The organism is Shimia sp. R10_1 (assembly GCF_017744095.1).
Taxonomy (GTDB): domain Bacteria; phylum Pseudomonadota; class Alphaproteobacteria; order Rhodobacterales; family Rhodobacteraceae; genus Shimia.
In genome coordinates this window covers 58,580-79,229 of record NZ_JAGHQX010000002.1, presented here as the reverse complement: position 1 = coordinate 79,229, position 20,650 = coordinate 58,580, and the positions used below count along the sequence as shown (strand labels likewise).

21 protein-coding genes are annotated in these 20,650 nt (G+C 58.8%); 15 read left to right on the top strand and 6 right to left on the bottom strand.

Features of this window, described 5'->3' with window-relative positions:
- Positions 1–37: 37 nt before the first annotated feature.
- The 4 genes from xth (at position 38) to J7413_RS04810 (ending at position 2,758) form a co-directional block, all read left to right on the top strand.
- Positions 38–826: an exodeoxyribonuclease III gene (xth, locus tag J7413_RS04825; protein WP_209096841.1), complete on the top strand. Its 789-nt coding sequence runs from the start codon at positions 38–40 to the stop codon at positions 824–826.
- Between the two features lie 119 nt (positions 827–945).
- Entirely contained in the window at positions 946–1,872 is a 927-nt protein-coding gene (locus J7413_RS04820; protein ID WP_209096839.1) for a tetratricopeptide repeat protein, read from the top strand.
- 41 nt (positions 1,873–1,913) lie between these two features.
- Positions 1,914–2,558 carry an LON peptidase substrate-binding domain-containing protein gene (locus tag J7413_RS04815; protein ID WP_209096837.1) on the top strand — a complete coding sequence of 215 codons (645 nt, stop codon included), beginning with the start codon at positions 1,914–1,916 and terminating at the stop codon, positions 2,556–2,558.
- A complete protein-coding gene (locus tag J7413_RS04810) occupies positions 2,555–2,758 on the top strand; it encodes a Trm112 family protein (RefSeq protein ID WP_209096835.1) in 204 nt (67 codons plus the stop codon). The genes J7413_RS04815 and J7413_RS04810 overlap by 4 nt, the downstream gene beginning before the upstream one ends.
- 57 nt (positions 2,759–2,815) lie before the next feature.
- Here J7413_RS04810 and J7413_RS04805 read toward each other — a convergent pair whose 3' ends face one another.
- Positions 2,816–4,030 carry an FAD-dependent monooxygenase gene (locus tag J7413_RS04805; RefSeq protein ID WP_209096833.1) on the bottom strand — a complete coding sequence of 405 codons (1,215 nt, stop codon included), beginning with the start codon at positions 4,028–4,030 and terminating at the stop codon, positions 2,816–2,818.
- Positions 4,031–4,115: 85 nt separating this feature from the next.
- On the opposite strand from J7413_RS04805, the gene J7413_RS04800 reads away from it, so the two are divergent.
- The 10 genes from J7413_RS04800 to rarD all read left to right on the top strand — a co-directional run bounded on the left by J7413_RS04800 (position 4,116) and on the right by rarD (position 16,051).
- On the top strand, positions 4,116–5,489 hold the full coding sequence (locus tag J7413_RS04800; RefSeq protein ID WP_209096831.1) for an amidase: 1,374 nt from the start codon (positions 4,116–4,118) through the stop codon (positions 5,487–5,489).
- The gene (locus J7413_RS04795; protein WP_209096829.1) at positions 5,486–6,586 is read left to right on the top strand and encodes a class I SAM-dependent RNA methyltransferase; all 1,101 of its coding nucleotides are present in this window, start codon (positions 5,486–5,488) and stop codon (positions 6,584–6,586) included. Before J7413_RS04800 ends, J7413_RS04795 begins: the two co-directional genes overlap by 4 nt.
- A gap of 5 nt (positions 6,587–6,591) precedes the next feature.
- Complete coding sequence (locus J7413_RS04790; protein ID WP_209096828.1) at positions 6,592–7,317, top strand: phosphotransferase; 726 nt, start codon at positions 6,592–6,594, stop codon at positions 7,315–7,317.
- 230 nt (positions 7,318–7,547) lie between these two features.
- Positions 7,548–8,120 (top strand): XRE family transcriptional regulator, encoded by a 573-nt coding sequence (locus J7413_RS04785; protein ID WP_209096827.1) that lies wholly within the window; start codon positions 7,548–7,550, stop codon positions 8,118–8,120.
- Between the two features lie 10 nt (positions 8,121–8,130).
- Positions 8,131–8,502, top strand: a complete 372-nt coding sequence (locus J7413_RS04780; RefSeq protein WP_209096826.1) for a GFA family protein — start codon at positions 8,131–8,133, stop codon at positions 8,500–8,502.
- A gap of 2 nt (positions 8,503–8,504) precedes the next feature.
- Positions 8,505–9,128, top strand: coding sequence for a LysE family translocator (locus J7413_RS04775; protein ID WP_209096825.1), 624 nt, complete (start codon positions 8,505–8,507; stop codon positions 9,126–9,128).
- A 12-nt stretch (positions 9,129–9,140) separates the two neighbouring features.
- Complete coding sequence (locus tag J7413_RS04770; RefSeq protein WP_209096824.1) at positions 9,141–11,591, top strand: FAD-dependent oxidoreductase; 2,451 nt, start codon at positions 9,141–9,143, stop codon at positions 11,589–11,591.
- Positions 11,588–12,490, top strand: a complete 903-nt coding sequence (locus J7413_RS04765) for a homocysteine S-methyltransferase family protein (RefSeq protein WP_209096823.1) — start codon at positions 11,588–11,590, stop codon at positions 12,488–12,490. Before J7413_RS04770 ends, J7413_RS04765 begins: the two co-directional genes overlap by 4 nt.
- A gap of 90 nt (positions 12,491–12,580) precedes the next feature.
- On the top strand, positions 12,581–15,031 hold the full coding sequence (locus J7413_RS04760) for an FAD-dependent oxidoreductase (RefSeq protein ID WP_209096822.1): 2,451 nt from the start codon (positions 12,581–12,583) through the stop codon (positions 15,029–15,031).
- 111 nt (positions 15,032–15,142) lie between these two features.
- A complete protein-coding gene (gene rarD, locus J7413_RS04755) occupies positions 15,143–16,051 on the top strand; it encodes an EamA family transporter RarD (protein ID WP_209096821.1) in 909 nt (302 codons plus the stop codon).
- On the opposite strand, the gene J7413_RS04750 is transcribed toward rarD, so the two are convergent.
- Together J7413_RS04750 and J7413_RS04745 are read right to left on the bottom strand one after the other, a co-directional pair.
- On the bottom strand, positions 16,048–16,767 hold the full coding sequence (locus tag J7413_RS04750; protein ID WP_209096820.1) for an SGNH/GDSL hydrolase family protein: 720 nt from the start codon (positions 16,765–16,767) through the stop codon (positions 16,048–16,050). The genes rarD and J7413_RS04750 overlap by 4 nt on opposite strands.
- A 4-nt stretch (positions 16,768–16,771) precedes the next feature.
- A complete protein-coding gene (locus J7413_RS04745) occupies positions 16,772–17,182 on the bottom strand; it encodes a nuclear transport factor 2 family protein (RefSeq protein ID WP_209096819.1) in 411 nt (136 codons plus the stop codon).
- Positions 17,183–17,288: 106 nt separating this feature from the next.
- Between J7413_RS04745 and J7413_RS04740 the strand changes: the two genes are divergently transcribed.
- Entirely contained in the window at positions 17,289–17,942 is a 654-nt protein-coding gene (locus J7413_RS04740) for an RluA family pseudouridine synthase (protein ID WP_209096818.1), read from the top strand.
- 3 nt (positions 17,943–17,945) lie between these two features.
- Here the strand turns inward: J7413_RS04740 and J7413_RS04735 are convergent, their stop codons facing one another.
- The 3 genes from J7413_RS04735 to sseA form a co-directional block, all read right to left on the bottom strand.
- The gene (locus J7413_RS04735; RefSeq protein ID WP_209096817.1) at positions 17,946–18,404 is read right to left on the bottom strand and encodes a GAF domain-containing protein; all 459 of its coding nucleotides are present in this window, start codon (positions 18,402–18,404) and stop codon (positions 17,946–17,948) included.
- 62 nt (positions 18,405–18,466) lie between these two features.
- A complete protein-coding gene (locus J7413_RS04730; RefSeq protein WP_209096816.1) occupies positions 18,467–19,651 on the bottom strand; it encodes an amino acid aminotransferase in 1,185 nt (394 codons plus the stop codon).
- On the bottom strand, positions 19,651–20,505 hold the full coding sequence (gene sseA, locus J7413_RS04725) for a 3-mercaptopyruvate sulfurtransferase (RefSeq protein ID WP_209096815.1): 855 nt from the start codon (positions 20,503–20,505) through the stop codon (positions 19,651–19,653). Before sseA ends, J7413_RS04730 begins: the two co-directional genes overlap by 1 nt.
- Positions 20,506–20,650: the final 145 nt, after the last annotated feature.

Sequence of the window (20,650 nt, the reverse complement as noted above, 5' to 3'; positions counted from 1 at the left end):
CGCGTAGGGTCGCGGCAAACATCTGAGGGAGAGCTCCATGTCATTCACGCTTGCCACCTGGAACATCAACTCCGTGCGCCTGCGCGAGCCAATTGTGCAAAAGCTGATGCAGGAAGAGGCCCCCGATGTGCTCTGCCTTCAGGAATGCAAAAGCCCGGTCGATAAAATCCCTACGGAAAGCTTTGCCGCACTGGGCTACACCCACATGGTGGCGCGCGGCCAGAAGGGCTACAATGGCGTGGCGATCTTCTCCAAAATCCCGATGGAGGAAGCGGGCAGCGAGGATTTCGCAGAACTTGGCCATGCCCGTCATATCGCAGGGCGGCTCGAAAACGGTGTGACCGTCCACAATTTCTATGTGCCCGCAGGCGGCGATGTGCCCGATCGCGAGCAGAATGAGAAATTTGGCCAGAAGCTCGACTATCTTGCGGATATGCGGGACTACTTCAAACGCGAAGACATGCGCAAATCCATCATGGTCGGCGATCTCAACATTGCCCCGCGCGAAGATGACGTTTGGGATCACAAAAAGCTTTTGAAAGTGGTGAGCCACACCCCGATTGAGGTCGAAAAACTCGCCGAAACGCAGGAGGCGGGCGGTTGGGTCGATGTCACCCGGCAGGACATCCCGGAGGGCAAGCTTTACAGCTGGTGGTCTTACCGCGCGCGCGATTGGGATGCGGCAGACAAGGGCCGCAGGCTCGATCACGTCTGGGCAACGCCGGATATTTCCAACGCCGCGCACTCAAGCCGTGTGTTGCGCGCCGCACGTGGCTGGGAAAAGCCATCAGACCACGCGCCGATCTTTGCGACATTCGATCTGTAACTCACTAGGAATTTTGTCGCGGAAAGTTCGGTGAAAGTGGCGCAGGTGGAGCAACTCCTCCCTTGGTTTCTGCGCCGCATCTCGCCATATAGGGGGCAAGGTCCAGACGGAGACAAAAGATGATGGATATTCTTGGCGGTGGCGCACAGACCGCGCCCGCAAATGGCGATCTTATCAAAGACGTATCTGAAGCCACTTTTATGGCCGATGTTGTGGATGCCTCCATGACCGTGCCGGTGATCGTGGACTTCTGGGCGCCATGGTGCGGCCCCTGCAAAACCCTCGGCCCGGCGCTTGAGGCGGCTGTGACCGCAGCCGGTGGCGCGGTCAAAATGGCCAAGGTCAATGTGGATGAAAACCAGATGATCGCAGGCCAGATGCGCGTGCAATCCATCCCAACCGTCTATGCTTTCTGGCAGGGTCAGCCGGTTGACGGTTTCCAAGGCGCGCTGCCGCTCAGCGAGATCGACGCCTTTGTCGCCCGTGTGGTTGAGGCCGGTGGCGGCGCGATGCCGGATGGCGGTTTGGCCGATGCGCTGGCCGCAGCAGAAGAGATGCTGGGCGAGGGCGATGCGGCCTCTGCGGCAGAAACCTTTGCCGCCATTGCTGAGCAAGATCCTGAAAACGCAGCCGCTTTTGCTGGCATGGCGCGTGCCTATCTGGCGCTTGGGCAGACCGATCAGGCCGAAGCGGTGATCAACGGCGCGCCAGAGGCCATCGCCGACGCTGCAGAAATCGAAGCAGTGCGCGCCCAGATCGAACTGGCGCGGCAGGCAGAAAACGCGGGCCCTGTGGCAGAGCTGCGCGCCGCTGTGGAGGCGGATCCCGACAACCATCAGGCGCGTCTGGATCTGGCGCAGGCGCTCCATGCTGCCGATCAGGTCGAAGAGGCTGTGACCGAGCTGCTGGAGCTGTTCCGCCGGGATCGCGAATGGAATGACGGCGCGGCCAAGGCGCAGCTGTTCACCATTTTTGAGGCGATGCCCGCCAATGATCCGGTGGTGCTCAATGGCCGCCGCAAACTGAGCTCGCTGATCTTTGCATGATCTCGCTTTGCGGATCAGGCGTTCCAGAGTAGGCTTCTGCCATGTTCAAAGCCGCTGACCTTCCGGAAACACTGGCGGTGTTTCCCTTGCCCGGGGCGCTGATGTTGCCCCGCGCGCGACTGCCCCTGCATATTTTTGAGCCGCGCTATCTGGCCATGCTGGATGATGCGCTCAAGACACCGGAGCGTCTGATCGGGATGATCCAGCCCAACGAGGTGCCGGGGCGCGAGGGATCGGGTCTGCACACCATTGGCTGTGCCGGGCGGATCACGCAATTCACCGAAACCGATGACAATCGCTATCTGATCACCCTGTCAGGCATCTCTCGTTTCCGCGTACTGCAGGAGGTCGAAGGCTTTGCGCCCTACCGCCGCTGTCAGGTGCAATGGGACGGCTTTGAGCGTGATCTCGGCGGCACGGAGACCGATCCGGGCTTTCAACGGCCCGCGTTTATGGATCTATTGCAGCGCTATTTTGAGCAGCGGGATCTGTCCACCGATTGGGACACGCTGAAAGATGCAGATGATGAGTTGCTGATCAATTCGCTGTCGATGCTTCTGGAGTTTGGGGCAGAGGACAAGCAGGCGCTACTGGAGGCACCGTCGCTCACCACCCGCCGCGAAACCCTTGTGACACTTATGGAATTTTCACTGCGCAGCGGTGATGGAGAGGACTTGATACAATGACCGATGCTGAAACGGCGCAGCCCCGCATACCTGAATTTGACCGCCGCATGCTGGAGGCGCTGGTTTGTCCAAAGACCGGGCGCACGCTGGACTATGACGCTGAGGCACAGGAGCTGATCTCCCCCGCTGCCAATTTGGCGTTCCCGATCCGCGCGGGCATCCCCGTGATGCTGATCGATGAAGCGCGCGTGATAGAGTGAACGGCTGAGGGGGCCAGCCCCCTCAGGATATGTGACAAATAATAAGAGCGGGTGCGCCTACTGCATCAGCTTGGGCAGTTCGCCATTAAGTCCCGCCGCCTCACGCATGAATGTACGGCGCAGCCCCGGCATCGCGCCCACAACGCCCATGCCCAGATCCCGCGCGGCACGCAGCAGCGGGTTGTCGTTGGAAAACAGCTTGTTGGTGAGATCCGTTGTCGCCACCAATGTTGCCGTGTCAAAGCGGCGCCACTCCTGATACCGCGCCAGAACCAACGCAGAGGCAAAATCTTCGCCGCGTTGCTGTGCCTCAGACAGGATTTGCGCCAGCGCCGCCACATCGCGCAGACCAGCGTTCAGCCCTTGCCCGGCAATCGGGTGCATGCCATGGGCCGCATCGCCCACCAGCGCCACGCGTTGGGCGACGAACTCATTGGCCACCGACAGGCTGAGCGGATAGGTGAAGCGGCTGCCCGCCAGTTCGATCTCGCCCAGAAAATCGCCAAACCGCGGGCGCAGCACCGCCATATAGTCTTCATCTGACAGCGCATTGATGGCTTTGGCAGCCTCATCGCTTTCTGACCAGACGATCGAGCACATGTTGTTCGGCAGTGGCAGAATCGCCAGCGGCCCGGGGGGCATGAAAAACTGATGCGCCACCCCGTTGTGGAGCTTTTCATGTTTGATTGCGCAGACCAGCGCGGTCTGGCCATAGCCCCAGCCGGTGCGCTTGATCTTGGCACGTGTGCCAACACCGGTCTGCCGCCCGTCACAGCCCACCAAAAGCCGCGCACGCTTGCTGCTGCCATCACTCAAAGTGACTGTGACGCCGCTGACATCAACCGCCTGATCTGTCACTTCAGTGCCAGAGATCAGCGTGATCTTAGCCTCGGCCTCCATCGCATTCAGAAACGCGCGGTAGAGAAAGCGGTCCTCCAGCATGAAGCCCATCGGGCCTTCTTCGATTTCACGATGGTCAAAATGCATGAAGAACGGTGCAGGCCCTTCGCCCGCCCGCCCGTCAGAAACCTTGATGTCGCGCATCGGTTCGGCCTGATCCGCCACCTGATCCCAGACGCCAATCGCGGTCAGCAGACGTTTGGAGGCCAACGCCAGCGCATAGCCACGCCCGTCAAAGTTGCCCGCCGCGCGCGCTGGTGCGGCGCGTGCGTCCACAACGGTCACATCAAAGCCCGCCTGTGCGAGCGCCAGCGCAAGGGCCGGGCCGTTCAGCCCGCCACCCGCGATCAGAATATCGGTGTCAAAACTCATATCGCCAATATGGGTGTCGGTTCGGGATTGTCCATGCGCGATTGCGCCGCTACCGTCGCGCCGATCAGAAGTTTTGGAGAACACGATGTTGGAATGGCTGAAAATGAGCGCAGCGGATCTGGGACGCGGGATTGAGGCCGGGGCGATTGACCCGGTGGCCCTGACCGAGACCTATCTCGCTGCGATGGACAGCCATGCCGAAAGTGGGCGGATCTATTCGGCCATCACCCGGGAGCGTGCCCTGTCAGAGGCCGCCGCGGCTGCGGATCGCGCGCGCGCAGGCCAGCGCCTGTCGCTGCTGGATGGGGTGCCGATCAGCTGGAAAGACCTGTTTGACAGCGCCGGTGTTGCCACCGAGGCAGGCTCGGACCTGCTGAAAGGCCGCGTGCCCTCACGCGATGCCGAGGTGCTCGCCAACGCCACCGCGCTGGGGCTTGTCTGCCTTGGCAAAACCCATATGAGCGAGCTTGCCTTTTCTGGCATTGGCCTCAACCCCGTTACCGCCACACCGCCTTGTGTGAATGACCCAGAAGCGGTGCCGGGCGGCTCATCGTCTGGCGCAGGCGCAAGCGTTGCCTTTGGGCTTGCGGCTGCGGGCATCGGCTCTGACACCGGCGGCTCCGTGCGCATTCCTGCGGCCTGGAACGATTTGGTCGGGCTGAAAACCACCGCAGGCCGCATCTCCTGCAAAGGCGTGGTGTCGCTCTGTCGCAGCTTTGACACCGTTGGCCCGCTCACCCGCACGGTTGAGGACGCCGCCCTGCTGTTTGCGGTGCTTGATGGAAGCGCGCCCGTGGATCTGCGCGGCGCCGATCTGAAGGGCAAACGCTTTGCGGTTCTTGAAAGCGCGCTGGAAGACGTGCGCGAGGCACCCATGGCGGGCTTTGAGCGCGCGCTGCAACGCATCGGGACGGCAGGCGCCACCATTGAATTTATTCAGGCCCCTGAAATCACCGAGGCGCTGTCGCTCAGCGCGCCGCTCTACACGGTCGAAGCCTACGGCGAATGGAAAGACGTGATCGAAGCTGCGCCTGACAAAATGTTTGACCAGATTCTGGAGCGGTTCCGCGCAGGTGCCACCTTTAGCGGGCCGGAGTATATCTCTGCCTGGTATCGCCTGCTGGAGTTGCGCGAGCTTTGGGAGGCCCGGATCGCGCACTATGATGCAGTGCTCATGCCCACCACGCCTATTCTGCCCCCCAATGTGGAACGCCTGATGAATGATCAGGACTATTACGTCACCGAAAACCTGCTGGCCTTGCGCAACACCCGTATGGGCAATCTGATGGGCAGCGCCGCCATGACCCTGCCCACGGGCGTGCCCTCCTGTGGGGTGATGCTGGTGGTCAAAGGCGGCGATGAAGCCCGCCTTCTGCGGCTTGCTGCCGGGGTCGAGGCGCTGTTTTCTGAGGACTACGCCTCGCGTCACCTGACAAACCCCGCTACAAGCGGCGCATGAAAAAATTCGAAATCTTTGTGGTGACCGCGCCGGGGCTGGAAAAGCCCCTCGCGGCTGAAATTGCGGATGCGGGCTTCAAAAAGCCCAAGATGATGCCCGGCGGCGTGCGCTTTCGTGGCAACTGGCAGGATGTCTGGCGCGCCAATCTGTGCCTGCGCGGGGCTGTGCGGGTGCTTGCACGGATCGACAATTTTCAGGCCATGCATCTCAATCAGCTGGAGCGGCTGATCGCCGACATGCCTTGGCGGCAGTACCTGCGCACCGATGTGCCGCTGAAGGTCGATGTCGCCACTCAGAAATCCAAGATTTACCACGCCGGGGCCGCCAAAGAGCGGATCGAGCGTGGTCTCGCCACCGCCGTCGGCGCGCCGATTTCGGCGGAGGCAGACGTGGTCGTAAAGGCGCGGATCGACAATAATATGGTCACGCTGTCGCTCGACACCACGGGGGAGAGCCTGCACAAACGCGGCCACAAATCCGCCGTCGCCAAAGCGCCAATGCGTGAAAACATGGCCGCCATGTTCCTGCGCCAGCTTGGCTTTGATGGCAGCCAGGCGGTGTATGACCCGATGTGTGGCTCCGGCACCTTTGTGATTGAGGCGGCAGAAATCGCCGCCGGGCTGTTGCCGGGCCGTTCTCGCAGCTTCGCCTTTGAGCAACTCGCCACATTTGACGCAGAGGCCTTTGCAGCGCTGCGTGTGTCAGAATCCCATGCGCCATCCGCGCGCTTTATGGGCTCTGACAAAGACGCGGGCGCGATCCGTATGGCGGGTGAAAACGCCAGCCGCGCAGGGGTGGCGGACTGGGCCAGTTTTGCCCAGAAAAGCGCAGGCGAGATCACCGCGCCAGACGGCCCGCCCGGCTTCGTCGTGGTGAACCCGCCCTATGGCGCGCGGATTGGCGACAAAAAGGGGCTGTTTGCGCTTTACGCAAGCTTCGGCAAAGCGCTGACGCAGCACTTTTCCGGCTGGACGGTGGGCATTGTCACCACCGACACCGGGCTCGCCCGCGCGACGGGGCTGCCACTGGAAACACCCTTTGCCACGGTGGCGCATGGCGGGCTGAAGGTACAGCTTTACACCTGTAAGGTGCCTTAGTCCCGATGGAAGCTTCCGCGCATCCGCCTGCACATCTTTGGGGCATCAGCGCCTCACTGGAGCGGCTGGCGGGCGGGCATCGGAATAGTGTCTGGCGCACGGTGGGTTTGGATCGCGAGCTGGTGTTCAAATCCACACAACGCAGCGAGGCCGCAATCGCTTGGGTCAATACGGTACAGGTCATTGCGCGCGAGGCCGGGCTGCATGCGCCTCAGATGCACCGCGCACAAAACGGGCATTGGGCAGCTGCGGGCTGGCTCTGCGAAGACTTCATTGCAGGTCAGGGCCTCTCACCACGTGACGCCCAAGATCTTGTTGACCCGCTCACGCGGTTTCATGCCCGCGCCAAAGACATCCCGCAGCGTCCCAGTTTCCTGTCCACCGCCGACCTTTTGAAACAAGATGCAGGCGGGGATGTCGATCTCAGCGCCATGCCTGCAGATTTGGTTATCTGTTGTCGGTCCGCTTGGGCCGCGGTTCAAGCCGGCCCCGCCACAGCAATTCACGGAGACATCGCAGCAGGCAATGTGCTGCGCGCCGCAGATGGGAACCTCTGGTTGATTGACTGGGATGAATGCCGCCGCGATCTTCCGCTTTATGACCAGATCGCCATGGCCGACCTTGGCAAAGAATCGCGCCGCGCGCATCTCGCTTGGGAGGTGGCCTGTTGTTGGCACCGAGAGCCAACGCGCGCCCGCAGGCTTGCCGAAAATTTACGCAGCAGCGCATAGGCCCGAAATCCAGGCAACGCGCGCTCGGTTTACCTTTTTTCGGACCGAAATTTCGCACCTACGCGATACTGCCGCAATACAGACGCGATACCGACGTTGATTTCAGGGTTAACACGGCCTCTGAGGCGCGCAACAAATGTGAAGATCGCGTGAAAAAGTGCTTTGAAATTTCACCAAACTGAGGCAGCGTGAAATTCGAGGTATAATTTTCACGACCGGAGTCGCGCTTCATGCTGCACGAGGTGCCCCAAAATCCACCAACGCTTGGCGCCGACCTGCGTGCGCTGCGCAAGGCGCGTGGGCTGACATTGACGGACATGGCAGAGGCGCTGGAACGGTCTGTGGGCTGGCTCAGTCAGGTGGAGCGCGACAAGTCCGAACCGACGATTTCCGATCTCCGTCAAATCGCGCAAGTGCTTGATGTTCCTATGTCAATGTTGTTCGGACAGTCCTCCGCACCAGCGCATGAGCAGGGCTATATCGTCCGCGCCGGCGCCCGCCGTCCGATGGGCGGCAGCGACGAAGGGCTGATCGAAGAGCTGCTGTCGCCGGATCTGACAGACGACTTTGAGATGGTGCATTCCACCTTCGCCCCGCGCTCTGAGATGCAAATGCCTGCCACCCGGCCAACGCAAGAAGTAGGCTATGTGGTTGAAGGTAAACTGAATTTACGGATCGGCACACAAGAATTTTCCGTAGGTCCAGGCGACAGCTTCCGCATCCGCGGCGAGGAATACCACTGGTCCAACCCCCATGATGAACCCTGCGTCGCGATCTGGGTGATCGCCCCGCCGGTCTATTGAGGAGGTCGCAATGCTCAAAGGAACATGCCTCTGTGGCGACATCAAATTTGAAACGCATGCAACGCCCCAAGGCGCATCCATGTGCCACTGCAGTCAATGCCGCAAGCAATCAGGCGGGGTGTGGTCATCTGCCTATGTGCTTGAGGAAGAAATGAAAATTACAGGTGACGTTCTCTGGTATGAGGCAAGTGCGTCCGCTAAGCGTGGCAGTTGTCCCCGCTGTGGATCTTTCCTTTTTTGGAAAGCCCATGATGAAAACACGATCAGTTTTGCGCTGGGTGCCGTTGACGGGCCAACCGGGCTGAGTTTGGAGAAACACATTTTTGTAGGGGACAAGGGCGACTATTATCAGATCGCCGACGGTCTCCCACAGAGGGGCTGAAGATGCTGGAAACATTCGCAAATATGGAAAGCGTCACGCTCTGGGCTTTCATGGCGGCCTCGTTGGTCATGTATCTCACCCCCGGTGCGGATATGATGTTCACCATCGCAAGCGGCATCGCAGGCGGCCCCAAAGCCGGGTTCGCCGCCACTTTAGGCGTCACGCTGGGCTTGCTGGTCCATATCACGCTTGCAGCCGCTGGGCTGGCTGTCGTGATCGCCGCATCGCCTACGGCGCTACTGGTGATCCGCTACGCAGGTGCAGCCTATCTTGTTGTTTTGGCGTGGGAATCCTGGCGCGCCCTGCCGCCTTCAGATGCCGCGGACGGCCGCGCAAATGTGGCACGTGCACTGCGCCGCGGGTTCCTGACCAACATCATGAACCCGAAAATCATTCTGTTTATTCTCGCATTTTTACCCCAATTCACCACCCCGGAAGCAGGCCCGATCTGGCAACAAATTGTCATTCTCGGCCTGATGTTCGCCGCTGGTGGCTTTGTGGTGGTGTCCATGATTGGCCTGTCTGCTGGACTGGTCGGCGCGAAGCTCAAAAAGGCCACCGGGGTACTCAACAAATGCGCATCCATCATTTTCGGCAGCCTTGCTGCCAAGCTCGTTTTCGACTGAGGGAGTCTGTAAATGTCTGATTTTCCAACAAAGGCCCGTGTGGTCATCATCGGTGGCGGGGTCGTTGGCACCTCCAGCCTGTATCACCTTGCCAAGAAGGGCTGGACCGACTGTGTCTTGCTGGAAAAGAATGAGCTGACTGCCGGGTCTACCTGGCACGCAGCCGGGAATGTGCCCACGTTTTCAAACTCTTGGGCGATTATGAATATGCAGCGCTACTCCACCGAGCTTTACGCCCGATTGGGCGAAGAGGTGGACTACCCGATGAACTATCACCAGTCCGGCTCGATCCGACTAGCGCACACCAAAGAGCGGGTTCAGGAGTTCGAACGCGCCATGTCCATGGCCCGCTATCAGGGTATTCCAATGGAGATGTGGACCCCGGAACAGGCCAAGGCGCGCTATCCTTTCCTTGAAACCCACGATCTCATGGGTGTGCTCTATGATCCCACCGATGGCGACATCGACCCGGCTCAGCTGACGCAGGCTTTGGCCAAAGGTGCGCGGGACATGGGCCAAAAGATCATCCGCTTCTGCCCCGCTACCGGCGTGACCCAGCAGGCAGACAAAAGCTGGATTGTGCACACGGAAAGAGGCGACATCGCCTGTGATTATGTCGTGAATGCAGCGGGTTACTATGCCCAGCGTGTGGGAGAATGGTTCAAGCCTTATGGCGGACGCTCTGTGCCGATGATGGTGATGAGCCACCAGTATCTGCTGACCGAAGAAATCCCAGAAGTCGAAGACTGGTCCAAAGCCAACGGTGGTGTGAAGCTCCCACTGCTGCGTGACGTGGATATCTCTTACTACCTGCGTCAGGAGAAACACGGCTACAACCTCGGCCCTTATGAGCCCAACTGTAAGGCCCATTGGGACACCGACGCCGACCCGATGCCCGATGATTTTTCCTTCCAGCTCTGGTCTGATGATCTGGACCGGATTGAGGACATCGTGACCGACGCCATGGAACGTGTGCCGCTGATGGCCACCTCCGGCATCAGCCGTGTGATCAACGGCCCGATCCCCTATGCGCCGGATGGTTTGCCTCTGATCGGCCCGATGCCTGGCGTGGAAAATGCCTTTGAAAACTGTGTGTTCACCTTTGGCATCGCTCAAGGCGGCGGCGCTGGCAAGGTGCTCGCAGAGTGGATCGTGGATGGGCACACCGAATGGGATATGTGGGCCGTCGATCCGCGCCGCTACACCGATTACACCGATCATGATTACTGCGTGAAGAAAGGCATGGAGGTGTACGGCAACGAATACGCCATGCATTTCCCGCATCACGAATGGCCCGCCGCGCGCGACAAGAAGCTCTCCCCCGTCCATGACCGGGTGGTTGCACAAGGCGGTGTTATGGGGGCCTACAACGGCTGGGAGCGGGCCAACTGGTTCGCCAAAGACGGCGACGACACCTCGCTGGATGCCACCCACACCTGGGGCCGTTCTGGCCCATGGGAGCAGCGCATCAAAGAAGAGTGCGAAGCGGTCCGCGATCACTGCGGTGTGCTTGATTTGCCAGGCTTCTCTCGCTTCATGGTCAAAGGCGAGGGTGCGGCCGAAGCTTTGCGCGGTCTCGTGACAGGGGGCCTTCCAAAGGTTGGCCGGATGAACCTTGTTTATGTGTCTGATGACCGGGGTCGCATCCTGACAGAGATGTCCTGTATCCGTTTGGGTGAGGACGAATTTGTGATGATCACGGCCGCCACCGCGCAGTGGCATGACCGCGATATTCTAACAAAAGCCGTGCCTGCAGGTGTGACCGTTGAGGATGTCACCACCACCCGCGACACGCTGATTGTTACAGGGCCAAAATCGCGTGAGATTCTGGCTGGCCTGACAGATGCGGATCTGGACAGCGGCTGGCTTACCCACCAGAGCGCCACCGTCGCGGGGCAGCCTGCGCATCTCATTCGGGTCTCCTTCGCAGGGGAGCTGGGCTGGGAAGTGCATGCGCTCAACGCGGATATGCCTGCGATCTACGATGCGATCCTTGCCGCGGGCGCAACGCCATTTGGCATGTATGCGCTGAACTCGCTGCGCCTTGAGAAAGGCTACCGCGCTTGGAAAGGCGATCTCTCCACAGATTATTCTCTGCTCGAAGGTGGCCTTGGCCGCTTTGTCAAACTGGACAAGCCACAGGCGTTCCCGGGCAAAGCCGCGATCCAGAGCGAGCTGCAACAGGGCGTCAAAAAATCCTTTGTGACCTTGGTTGTAGAGGCCGGTGACGCAGATGCGCCTTATATGTCTTGTATCTGGCATGGCGATCAGATTGTAGGCGAAACCACATCTGGCGGCTGGGGGCATCGTGTGAATGCCTCTATCGCGCTGGGCATGGTGCAGGCAGATCTGGCGAAACCCGGCACAGAGCTTGAGGTTGAGATTTACGGCAAGAAATACCGCGCCGTGGTGCAAGAGGATCAGCCGCTCTGGGATCCGGCCAACGAACGTCTGCGCGCATGACGAAGATCATCTTGAAAGATGGTGGATCAGGGCAGGAATTGCTGGCGCGATCATCTATGCCAGCGCATCCGCTTTGGTCCACCAAAGTGATGATGGAAGAGCCGGAGATCGTGCAGGCGGTACATGCGGATTTCATCCGGGCTGGCGCGCGTCTGATCACGCTCAACACCTATTCTGCGACGCCAGAGCGGCTGACTCGTGAAGGTGTCGGCGATATGTTTGAGGCGCTCCAGCAGCGGGCGATCGATCTCGCAAGTGCCGCCCGCGATGAAGTAGGCGCTGAGGGTGTAAAGCTGGCCGCTTGTCTGCCACCTTTGCACGGGTCTTATCGGCCCGACATGTCACGCACTCACGCAGATTTGCTACCCGCGTATCAGGAGATTGCGGAAGCTCAGGCTGCGGCTTGCGACGTGATGCTGTGTGAAACGCTTTCAAGCGTTGCCGAGGCGACGGCGGCTGCACAGGCAGGTGTTGAAACAGGCAAGCCGACTTGGGTGTTTGTCACGCTGAAGGATGACAACAGCGCAGAGCTGCGTTCTGGAGAAGCTCTCTCCGCTGCGCTGGAAGCGCTTGCGGATTTTGAGGTTGCAGGTATCGGATTGAACTGTTCCAAGCCTGAAGTTGTGTCTGACAGCCTTCACTCGGTTCTCGCAGAAGGGCGACCAACAGGCGCCTATGCCAATGGGTTCACGGGCATTGATGCTTTGGAAATTGGCGGCACTGTAGATGAGTTGCGCGCACGCGATGATGTGACGCCAAAACGCTACGTGGATTTTGCCATGCAATGGATCGCCGAGGGCGCGCGCTTTGTTGGTGGCTGTTGTGAAGTTGGCCCAGACCATATCGCGGCACTGGCCAATCGCTTGAATGAGGCAGGTTATGAGCTGGTCGGGGCTTGACCGGATTCTGCTGAATACACTCTAGGGATCGGGGGCGAGCCTCGATTGGTTGCGGGCGTACGCCCGATAAGCACCTGAAAGGACATCATAATGGCTGATCTTCCAAATAAAGCACGTGTGGTGATCATTGGCGGCGGCGTGGTTGGCTGTTCTGTGGCGTACCACCTGACCAAATTGGGCTGGAAAGAAGTTGTGCTTTTGGAGCGCAAGCAGCTGACTTCGGGCACCACATGGCATGCGGCAGGGCTGATTGCACAGCTTCGCGCCACGGCGAATATGACGAAGCTCGCAAAATACTCCCAAGAGCTTTACGGCAATCTTGAAGCTGAAACTGGCGTGGCCACAGGCTTTAAGCGGAGCGGCTCGATCACTGTGGCTTTGACCGAAGAGCGTAAGGAAGAAATCTACCGCCAAGCGGCCATGGCGCGGGCCTTTGGGGTTGAGGTCGAAGAGATTTCGCCTACCGAGGTGAAAGCGCGGTATGAGCATCTCAATATTGAGGATGTGAAAGCTGGCGTCTGGTTGCCGCTGGACGGTCAGGGCGATCCGGCCAATATTGCGTTGGCTTTGGCCAAAGGCGCGCGGCAGGGCGGTGCCATCGTCAAAGAGCGGATCAAAGTCACGAGTATCGCGAAATCCGGCCGTAAGGTGACCGGCGTGGATTGGGAGTCCGATGACGGTGCTGAACAAGGCCATATAGCCTGCGATATGATCGTGAATTGCGCAGGGATGTGGGGCCATGAAGTGGGGCGTATGGCGGGCGTGAATGTGCCGCTGCACGCCTGTGAGCACTTTTATATCGTGACAGAGGGTATTCAGGGTTTGACCCAGATGCCGGTACTGCGCGTTCCCGATGAATGCGCCTACTACAAGGAAGACGCAGGAAAAATCCTGCTCGGCGCTTTTGAACCCAACGCCAAACCTTGGGGCATGAACGGCATTCCCGACAGCTTTGAGTTTGACCAGCTGCCAGAAGATTTTGACCACTTTGAGCCGATCCTAGAAGCGGCTTGCAACCGTCTGCCCATGCTGGCTGAGGCGGGTATTCACACCTTCTTCAACGGGCCGGAAAGCTTCACTCCGGATGATGCTTATCACCTTGGGCTGGCACCAGAAATGGACAATGTCTGGGTGGCGGCTGGCTTCAACTCGATTGGCATTCAGTCTGCGGGCGGCGCCGGCATGGCGCTGGCGCAATGGATGAATGATGGCGACAGGCCTTTTGATCTTGGGGATGTGGATATCAGCCGCATGCAGCCATTTCAGGGCAACAAAACCTATCTGTTTGAACGCTCCAAAGAAACGCTGGGGCTGCTTTATGCGGATCACTTCCCCTATCGCCAAAAGGCCACCGCGCGCGGCGTGCGGCGCACACCGTTCCATTGTCACCTCAAAGAACAAGGTGCGGTTTTTGGCGAACTCGCAGGCTGGGAGCGGGCCAATTGGTTTGCGCATGAAGGCCAGGAGCGCGAATACCAGTACACCTGGAAACGCCAGAATTGGTTTGAGAACTCCGCCGCCGAACATCGCGCCGTGCGCGAAAATGTCGGCATGTATGACATGTCATCATTCGGCAAAATCCGTGTGGAAGGGCCGGATGCGGAGGCCTTCTTGAACTATGTGGGCGGCGGCGATTATTCGGTGCCAAATGGCAAGATCGTCTACACACAATTTCTCAACCGCAGTGGCGGTATTGAGGCGGATGTGACCGTGACACGGCTGACGGAAACCGCCTATCTTGTGGTCACGCCAGCCGCGACGCGGCTCGCGGATCAGACATGGATGCAGCGTCACAAGGGTAGCTTCAACGTGGTGATCACCGATGTCACAGCAGGTGAGGGTGTTCTGGCGATCATGGGGCCAAACGCGCGCAAGCTGCTTGAGAAAGTGTCCCCAGCGAATTTCTCCAACGCGACCAACCCGTTTGGTACAGCGCAAGAGATTGAGTTGGGCATGGGGCTGGCGCGGGCCCATCGCGTGACCTATGTGGGCGAGCTTGGCTGGGAAATTTATGTGTCCTCAGACATGGCAGGGCATGCCTTTGAAACGCTCTGGGATGCAGGCCAAGATATGGGGCTGAAACTTTGCGGTATGCATATGATGGACAGCTGCCGGATCGAAAAAGGCTTTCGCCATTTTGGGCATGATATCACCTGCGAAGATCACGTGGTCGATGCGGGGCTCAGCTTCGCTGTGAAGACGGACAAAGCAGACTTTATCGGCAAAGAGGCGGTGCTCGCACGCAAGGAAAGCGGGCCCAAGAGCCGACTTGTGCAATTCAAGCTCGCAGAGTCTGAGCCCTTGCTGTTTCACAATGAGCCGATTCTGCGGGACGGCGAATATGTCGGGTACCTGAGCTCTGGCAACTACGGCCACACCTTAGGGGCGGCAGTTGGGTTGGGGTATGTGCCATGTGAGGGGGAAAAGGCGGCTGATGTTTTGGCGTCGACTTACGAAATCGATGTGATGGGTAGCAGAGTACGGGCTGAAGCCTCACTGAAACCTATGTACGATCCGAAATCGGAACGAGTCAAAGTCTGAGAAACGGCGGGAGCGCCATCAAGAATGGTGATGGCCCCCGTCACAAAATCGCGCATTTCCTTCCCTTGGGCCCGGCGCTATCAAGATGCGTCGCGGTCAAAGGAGGCACTCATGGCGGTCGTCAGCAATACGCCTGAAAATGTGGATACCCCAAAAGGGTTTGCCTTTGCTATGGGAGCCTATCTGCTCTGGGGATTCCTGCCGCTTTACATGAAGCTGCTTGCGCATATGCCCGCGCTTGAGATTGTGGCCCATCGGGTCATTTGGTCCGTTCCCGTTGCTGGCTTGGTGTTGATCCTTCTCAGGCGCACCAGTGATCTTGTTGCGGCACTGCGCAACCCGCGTACCTTGGCGATGGGGTGTCTCACGGCGGCGCTGATTACCGTCAATTGGGGCATTTACGTCTGGTCGATTGCCAATGATCGCGCGTTGGATGCGGCACTTGGGTACTACATCAATCCACTCTTCAGCGTTGGTCTCGCGGCCCTTTTACTTGGCGAACGTTTGTCACGGCTGCAATGGATTGCCGTGGCTCTGGCTGCTGGGGCTGTTGTGGTGCTTTGGGCGGATGCTGGTACGCTGCCATGGCCCGCGTTGGCGCTGACCGTATCCTGGGGGTTTTACGCCTTTTTCAAAAAGTCACTTCCTGTCGGACCAAATCAAGGTTTCTTGCTTGAGGTTTTGATCCTCTCAGTGCCAGCCATTGGGTTTCTGGGCTGGCTTACGGCGACGGGGCAGGGGCACTTTGCGATGTCGGCACAAGACACGTGGCTTCTTCTGGGTTGCGGGATTGTGACAGCGGTGCCGTTGCTGTTTTACGCCAATGGTGCAAAACTCATGCGTCTTTCGACAATTGGGATCATGCAGTACATCGCGCCAACGATGATTTTCTTGGTGGCGGTGTTCCTGTTTGGAGAGCCTTTTGGTCAGGCGCGGATGATCGCATTCCCGATGATCTGGTTGGCGCTGATTGTGTACTCTATTCCAATGCTGCGTGATCTGAGAGGTAAGCGTGGCTAAGAAAGGGGCAGTTGTGCGCGGATGTGATCTGCAAACATTGCCGCCCAAATGGTATAGGCTTCCTCTGAAGGGTGATAGCCATCTGATGCCTGGTACCGTGGTTCGAATGGCAAGTTCAGCGGGAGGTGGGTGAGCTGGCGATGCGTCGCCGCAAGGTCAGCCAACGCATCGTCAAGACGTTTGGCGTGCGCGCCCAAGACCCACCGCAGCGGTTGAGGGAGTTCCGGGTAAGCGCCCATTGGGGGCAGCCCAGAGGCGACAATCGTTTGCACTGCGAATTTTGAAGAAAGCACTTCTGCAAGTTCGGTCTGGCGTTTCACCCATTTGGCACGGCTGCTCGCGCGGGTCACGTCGTTCACACCAAGCGCAGTGATCGCCACATCAAACGCGCTTGGTGGGACAGTCGCCAAGCGTTTGAGCATGCCGGTTGTCGTGATGCTGCTCTCGCCAATCAGTTTCCAGGATACATCAAAGTCTTGTGCGAGGTTTTTTACAACTTGGCCAGACAAGGCCGTGTCTTGGGAGCGCGCGCCAACGCCAGCAGCGGAGCTGTCGCCAACAATCAACAAACGCAATGGTGCGCCTTTGCCCGCTTGCCCCTGCCGAGCACCGGGCGGTTCGGGCAGTGTGTTTGCGCGTCGACGCACGCCCAATCCTTGCGCTGCAAGCAGCGGGGCTAAGGGGATCCGCAAGATCTGGTCGGCGGCAGGTCGCATGCGGTCAGCTCAACGCGTCTTTGAATTTTAGAAAGCGTGCATCGGTCATCACGCGTTTGTTCATAGCGTCACGTAGGGCGCCGATGGTCTTATATGGGCGCATCACCACTTCAAAATGTTGAATTTCGCCTGCTTCATTAAGTGTGATCAGATCAACGCCGACACAGTCCAAGTCGCCAACTTTGCACTGGAATTCCAAGGCCCAGTCATTTTCATTTCCCATAACGCGACGATATCGAAACGCGCCAAACACCTGCCCCACGTGCCCAAGCACGGCGGCGACGGCGTCGCGCCCAGTCCAAGTGGCCCAATATGTGGGGGGCTGAAATGTGACATCTTCAGCCAAAAGCGCCTTTATGTCCTCTTCATGGCCCTTGGCGACAACCTCTTGCATGCGGGTGATTGTGGGGTGCATTTGTGGTCCTCCCTTACTCTTTCCCGTGTAGCCTGCGCATCTGTCAGGGCAACTCAAGGCTGACGTTGGGTTGCCCACGTTGCGTCAAACCCCTATGTCCGGCGCTATGACAGAAATTACGCCATACGATCCGCCCCAAGACCCTCTGGTGATCTTACATGAGGACAGCGATATCCTTGTGGTCGATAAACCCTCTGGCTTGCTGTCGGTGCCAGGGCGCGGGGATCATCTTTCTGATTGCCTGATCAGCCGGGTGCAGGCGGCGTTTCCGACTGCCTTGCTTGTGCATCGTTTGGATCGAGATACATCCGGTGTGATGGTGTTTGCGCTGACGCCGCACGCGCAGCGGAATCTGTCTATGCAGTTTGAAAAGCGCAAAACCAAGAAGACTTATGTGGCGCGGGTCTGGGGAAAGATGGCGGAGAAGTCAGGCACGGTGGACTTGCCGCTGATCGTGGACTGGCCCAATCGCCCGCGACAGATGGTGGACCATGAGAACGGTAAACCTGCGATCACCGATTGGCGGGCCCTCAAGGTGAGCGAGAGCGAGACGCGCGTGCGGCTGAGCCCCAAAACCGGACGCAGCCATCAGTTGCGGGTACATATGCTGGCGCTTGGACATGTGATCCTGGGAGATCCGCTCTATGCGGAGGGGGAGGCCTTGGCGTTCCCCCGACTGATGCTGCACTCAGAAGAGCTGCGGATCAGCCATCCTGAGAGTGGGAAAGGCATGGCGTTTCGCGCCAAAGCGCCCTTCTGAAACTTAGGCTGCGTTCTTAAACGCGGCAGCGAGAATGGCCGTCAGCTGATCCGCGTCTTCCTGAGTGAAGGCGTCGGGTTGATTGCTGTCGATGTCAAACACCCCGAGCAGATCGCCTTTGCCATTCCAAACGGGCAAGACCAACTCAGAGCGCGTGCTGCTTGCGCATGCGATGTGGCCGGGGAAGGCATCCACGTCTGGGACAAGTTGGGTTTCGCCGGTACGCGCCGCCGCGCCGCAGACGCCACGCGAGAAAGGGATCACCAGACAGCCGTGTCCGCCCTGATAGGGGCCGATTTTCAGAAGTTCGGGTGCGACGACGCGGTAGAAACCTGTCCAGTCAAAGCGATCGTCTGCGTGGTGGACTTCGCATGTCACTGTGGCCATCAGTGATACGGTGTCGGTTTCCCCCTCAGTCAGTGAAGCGATGGTGGCTGCGAGTGATGTGTGGTCGATAGACATGGGTGTTTTCCAAAAAGAAACCGCGCCTGTGCGATATGCCAAGGCGCGGTTGTGGTGTGATTTTAGATGCCGGCGTCGATGATGGCTTTGGCCAGAACCGGAACAGAATTGGTGTTCAGGCCAGCGATATTCATGCGGCTGTCGCCAACCATATAGATGGCGTTGTCGACGCGTAGTTTTTCAACCATGTCCGGCGTTGTACCCACCTGACTGAACATGCCGCGGTGCTGCGCAAGGAAACCGAAGCGATCGGAACCTGAAAGGCGCTGCAGTTCGCTTGCCAGTTGTTCGCGCAATGCGAGCATGCCGAGGCGGGTTTCTTCCAGCTCTGCCATCCAGTCTGCTTTGAGCTCCGGATCCGTCAGAATCGTGGTCACAACCCGTGCGCCATGGTCGGGCGGGAAGGAGAAATTCTGGCGGTTGAGGTGGTTCAGGTTGCCCTGCGCGACGGCAGTTTGTTCGGCTTTTTCGCTCATTGCGATCAGCAGACCGGTGCGTTCGCGATAGATGCCGAAGTTCTTGGAGCACGACGCTGCGATCAGCAGCTCTGGCACCGACTGCGCCACAAGGCGGGTGGCGGCGGCATCTTCTTCCAGACCATCGCCAAAGCCTTGATAGGCAATGTCGATCATCGGCGTGCAGCCTTTTTCGGTGATCAGGTCGATCACTGTTTGCCATTGCGTCAGATTGAGGTTGGCGCCGGTTGGGTTGTGACAGCAGCCATGGAGCAACACGACATCGTTGCTGGTCACATCTGCCAGATCTTCCATCATGCCGTCAAAATTCACCCCACGGGTCTCCGCGTCAAAATAGCGGTACTTCACCATTTCGATGCCGAGGTAGTTCAGGATGCTCACATGGTTGGGCCATGTAGGATCAGAGACAAAGACACGGGCCTTGGGGTTGGCGACCTTGATCAATTCGAACGCTTGGCGAATGGCGCCAGTGCCGCCTGGGGTTGCCACAGCCGCCAGTCGGTCGCGTTCCACGCTGCCAGCCAGCAGCATGTCAATCATCGCGTCCGCATAAGCTGGATCCCCCGCCAAGCCGGTATACGCCTTGGTGATCTGCTCTTCGACAATCTTACGCTCCGCTGCTTTCACGGCGCGCATCACGGGGGTCACCCCCTCGGCGTTTTTGTACACGCCAACACCCAGATCCACTTTGGTGGGTCTTGGGTCTTCGCGATACATGGCCATGAGGCCGAGAATTTTGTCTTTGGGCTGCTCTTTCAGATTGGTGAGCATCAGGCTTCTCCGGTTGCTACGGGCACTGTGGGGAACGCCCCCCATTCGGCCCATGATCCATCATAAAGGGAGTGATCGGTTTTCCCGAACCGTTCCATTGCAAGGCACAGGACAGCTGCAGTGACGCCAGAGCCGCAGGTTGTAATGGCTGGTTTGCTCAGATCGACGCCTGCGTTTTCGAAGACGGATTGCAGCGTTTCAGGAGTTTTGAGCGTGCCATTTTCATTGAGGAGCGACGTGAAAGGCACGTTCTTTGAACCGGGAATATGACCTGATCGCAGACCCTCGCGCGGTTCGGGTGCCTCTCCACGGAAGCGTGCCGCGGCGCGTGCGTCAATGATTTCGTGGTCGCCAAGTTTTGCGGCATGTGACACTTGGGTTACGTCGCGCACCATGTGGTTTTGACGGCGCACAGTCATGTGTCGATCGCGAATGATCGGTGGCAGGTCTTCTGTGGGGCGGCCCTCGGCGATCCATTTTGGAAGCCCGCCGTCCAGCACCGCGATGTTGTTTTGGCCCATTAGTTTGAAAAGCCACCAAACGCGTGCTGCCGAGAATAGGCCAGCGCTGTCATAGACCACCACTTGGTGACCGTCTCCGACCCCCATAGCGCGCAGACGTGACATGAATTTTTCGACAGGCGGTACCATGTGAGGGAGGTTGCTGCGCCCGTCCGAGATATCGTCGATATCAAAATAGCGCGCGCCCGGGATGTGGCGCTCCAGATATTCAGCGCCTGCGGTGTTTTCCATGCCAATCGGTGACATGGATCCGTCCAGTATGCGGAGATCTGGGTCTTTCAGGTGGGCGGCCAGCCATTCCGTGGACACCAATGTCTTGGGATCGTCGCTCATCTCATCCCTTTCCAGTAACACTAGAAACACTGCCTACATCTCGCATCCGCAAGAGGCAAGTGGCGGGGCAACGTTGGGCCATACCGGCGTCTAAAAGTCGGTCGCAAATCTAAATTCGATGAGTGAACCACTTTTGGTTGAATGT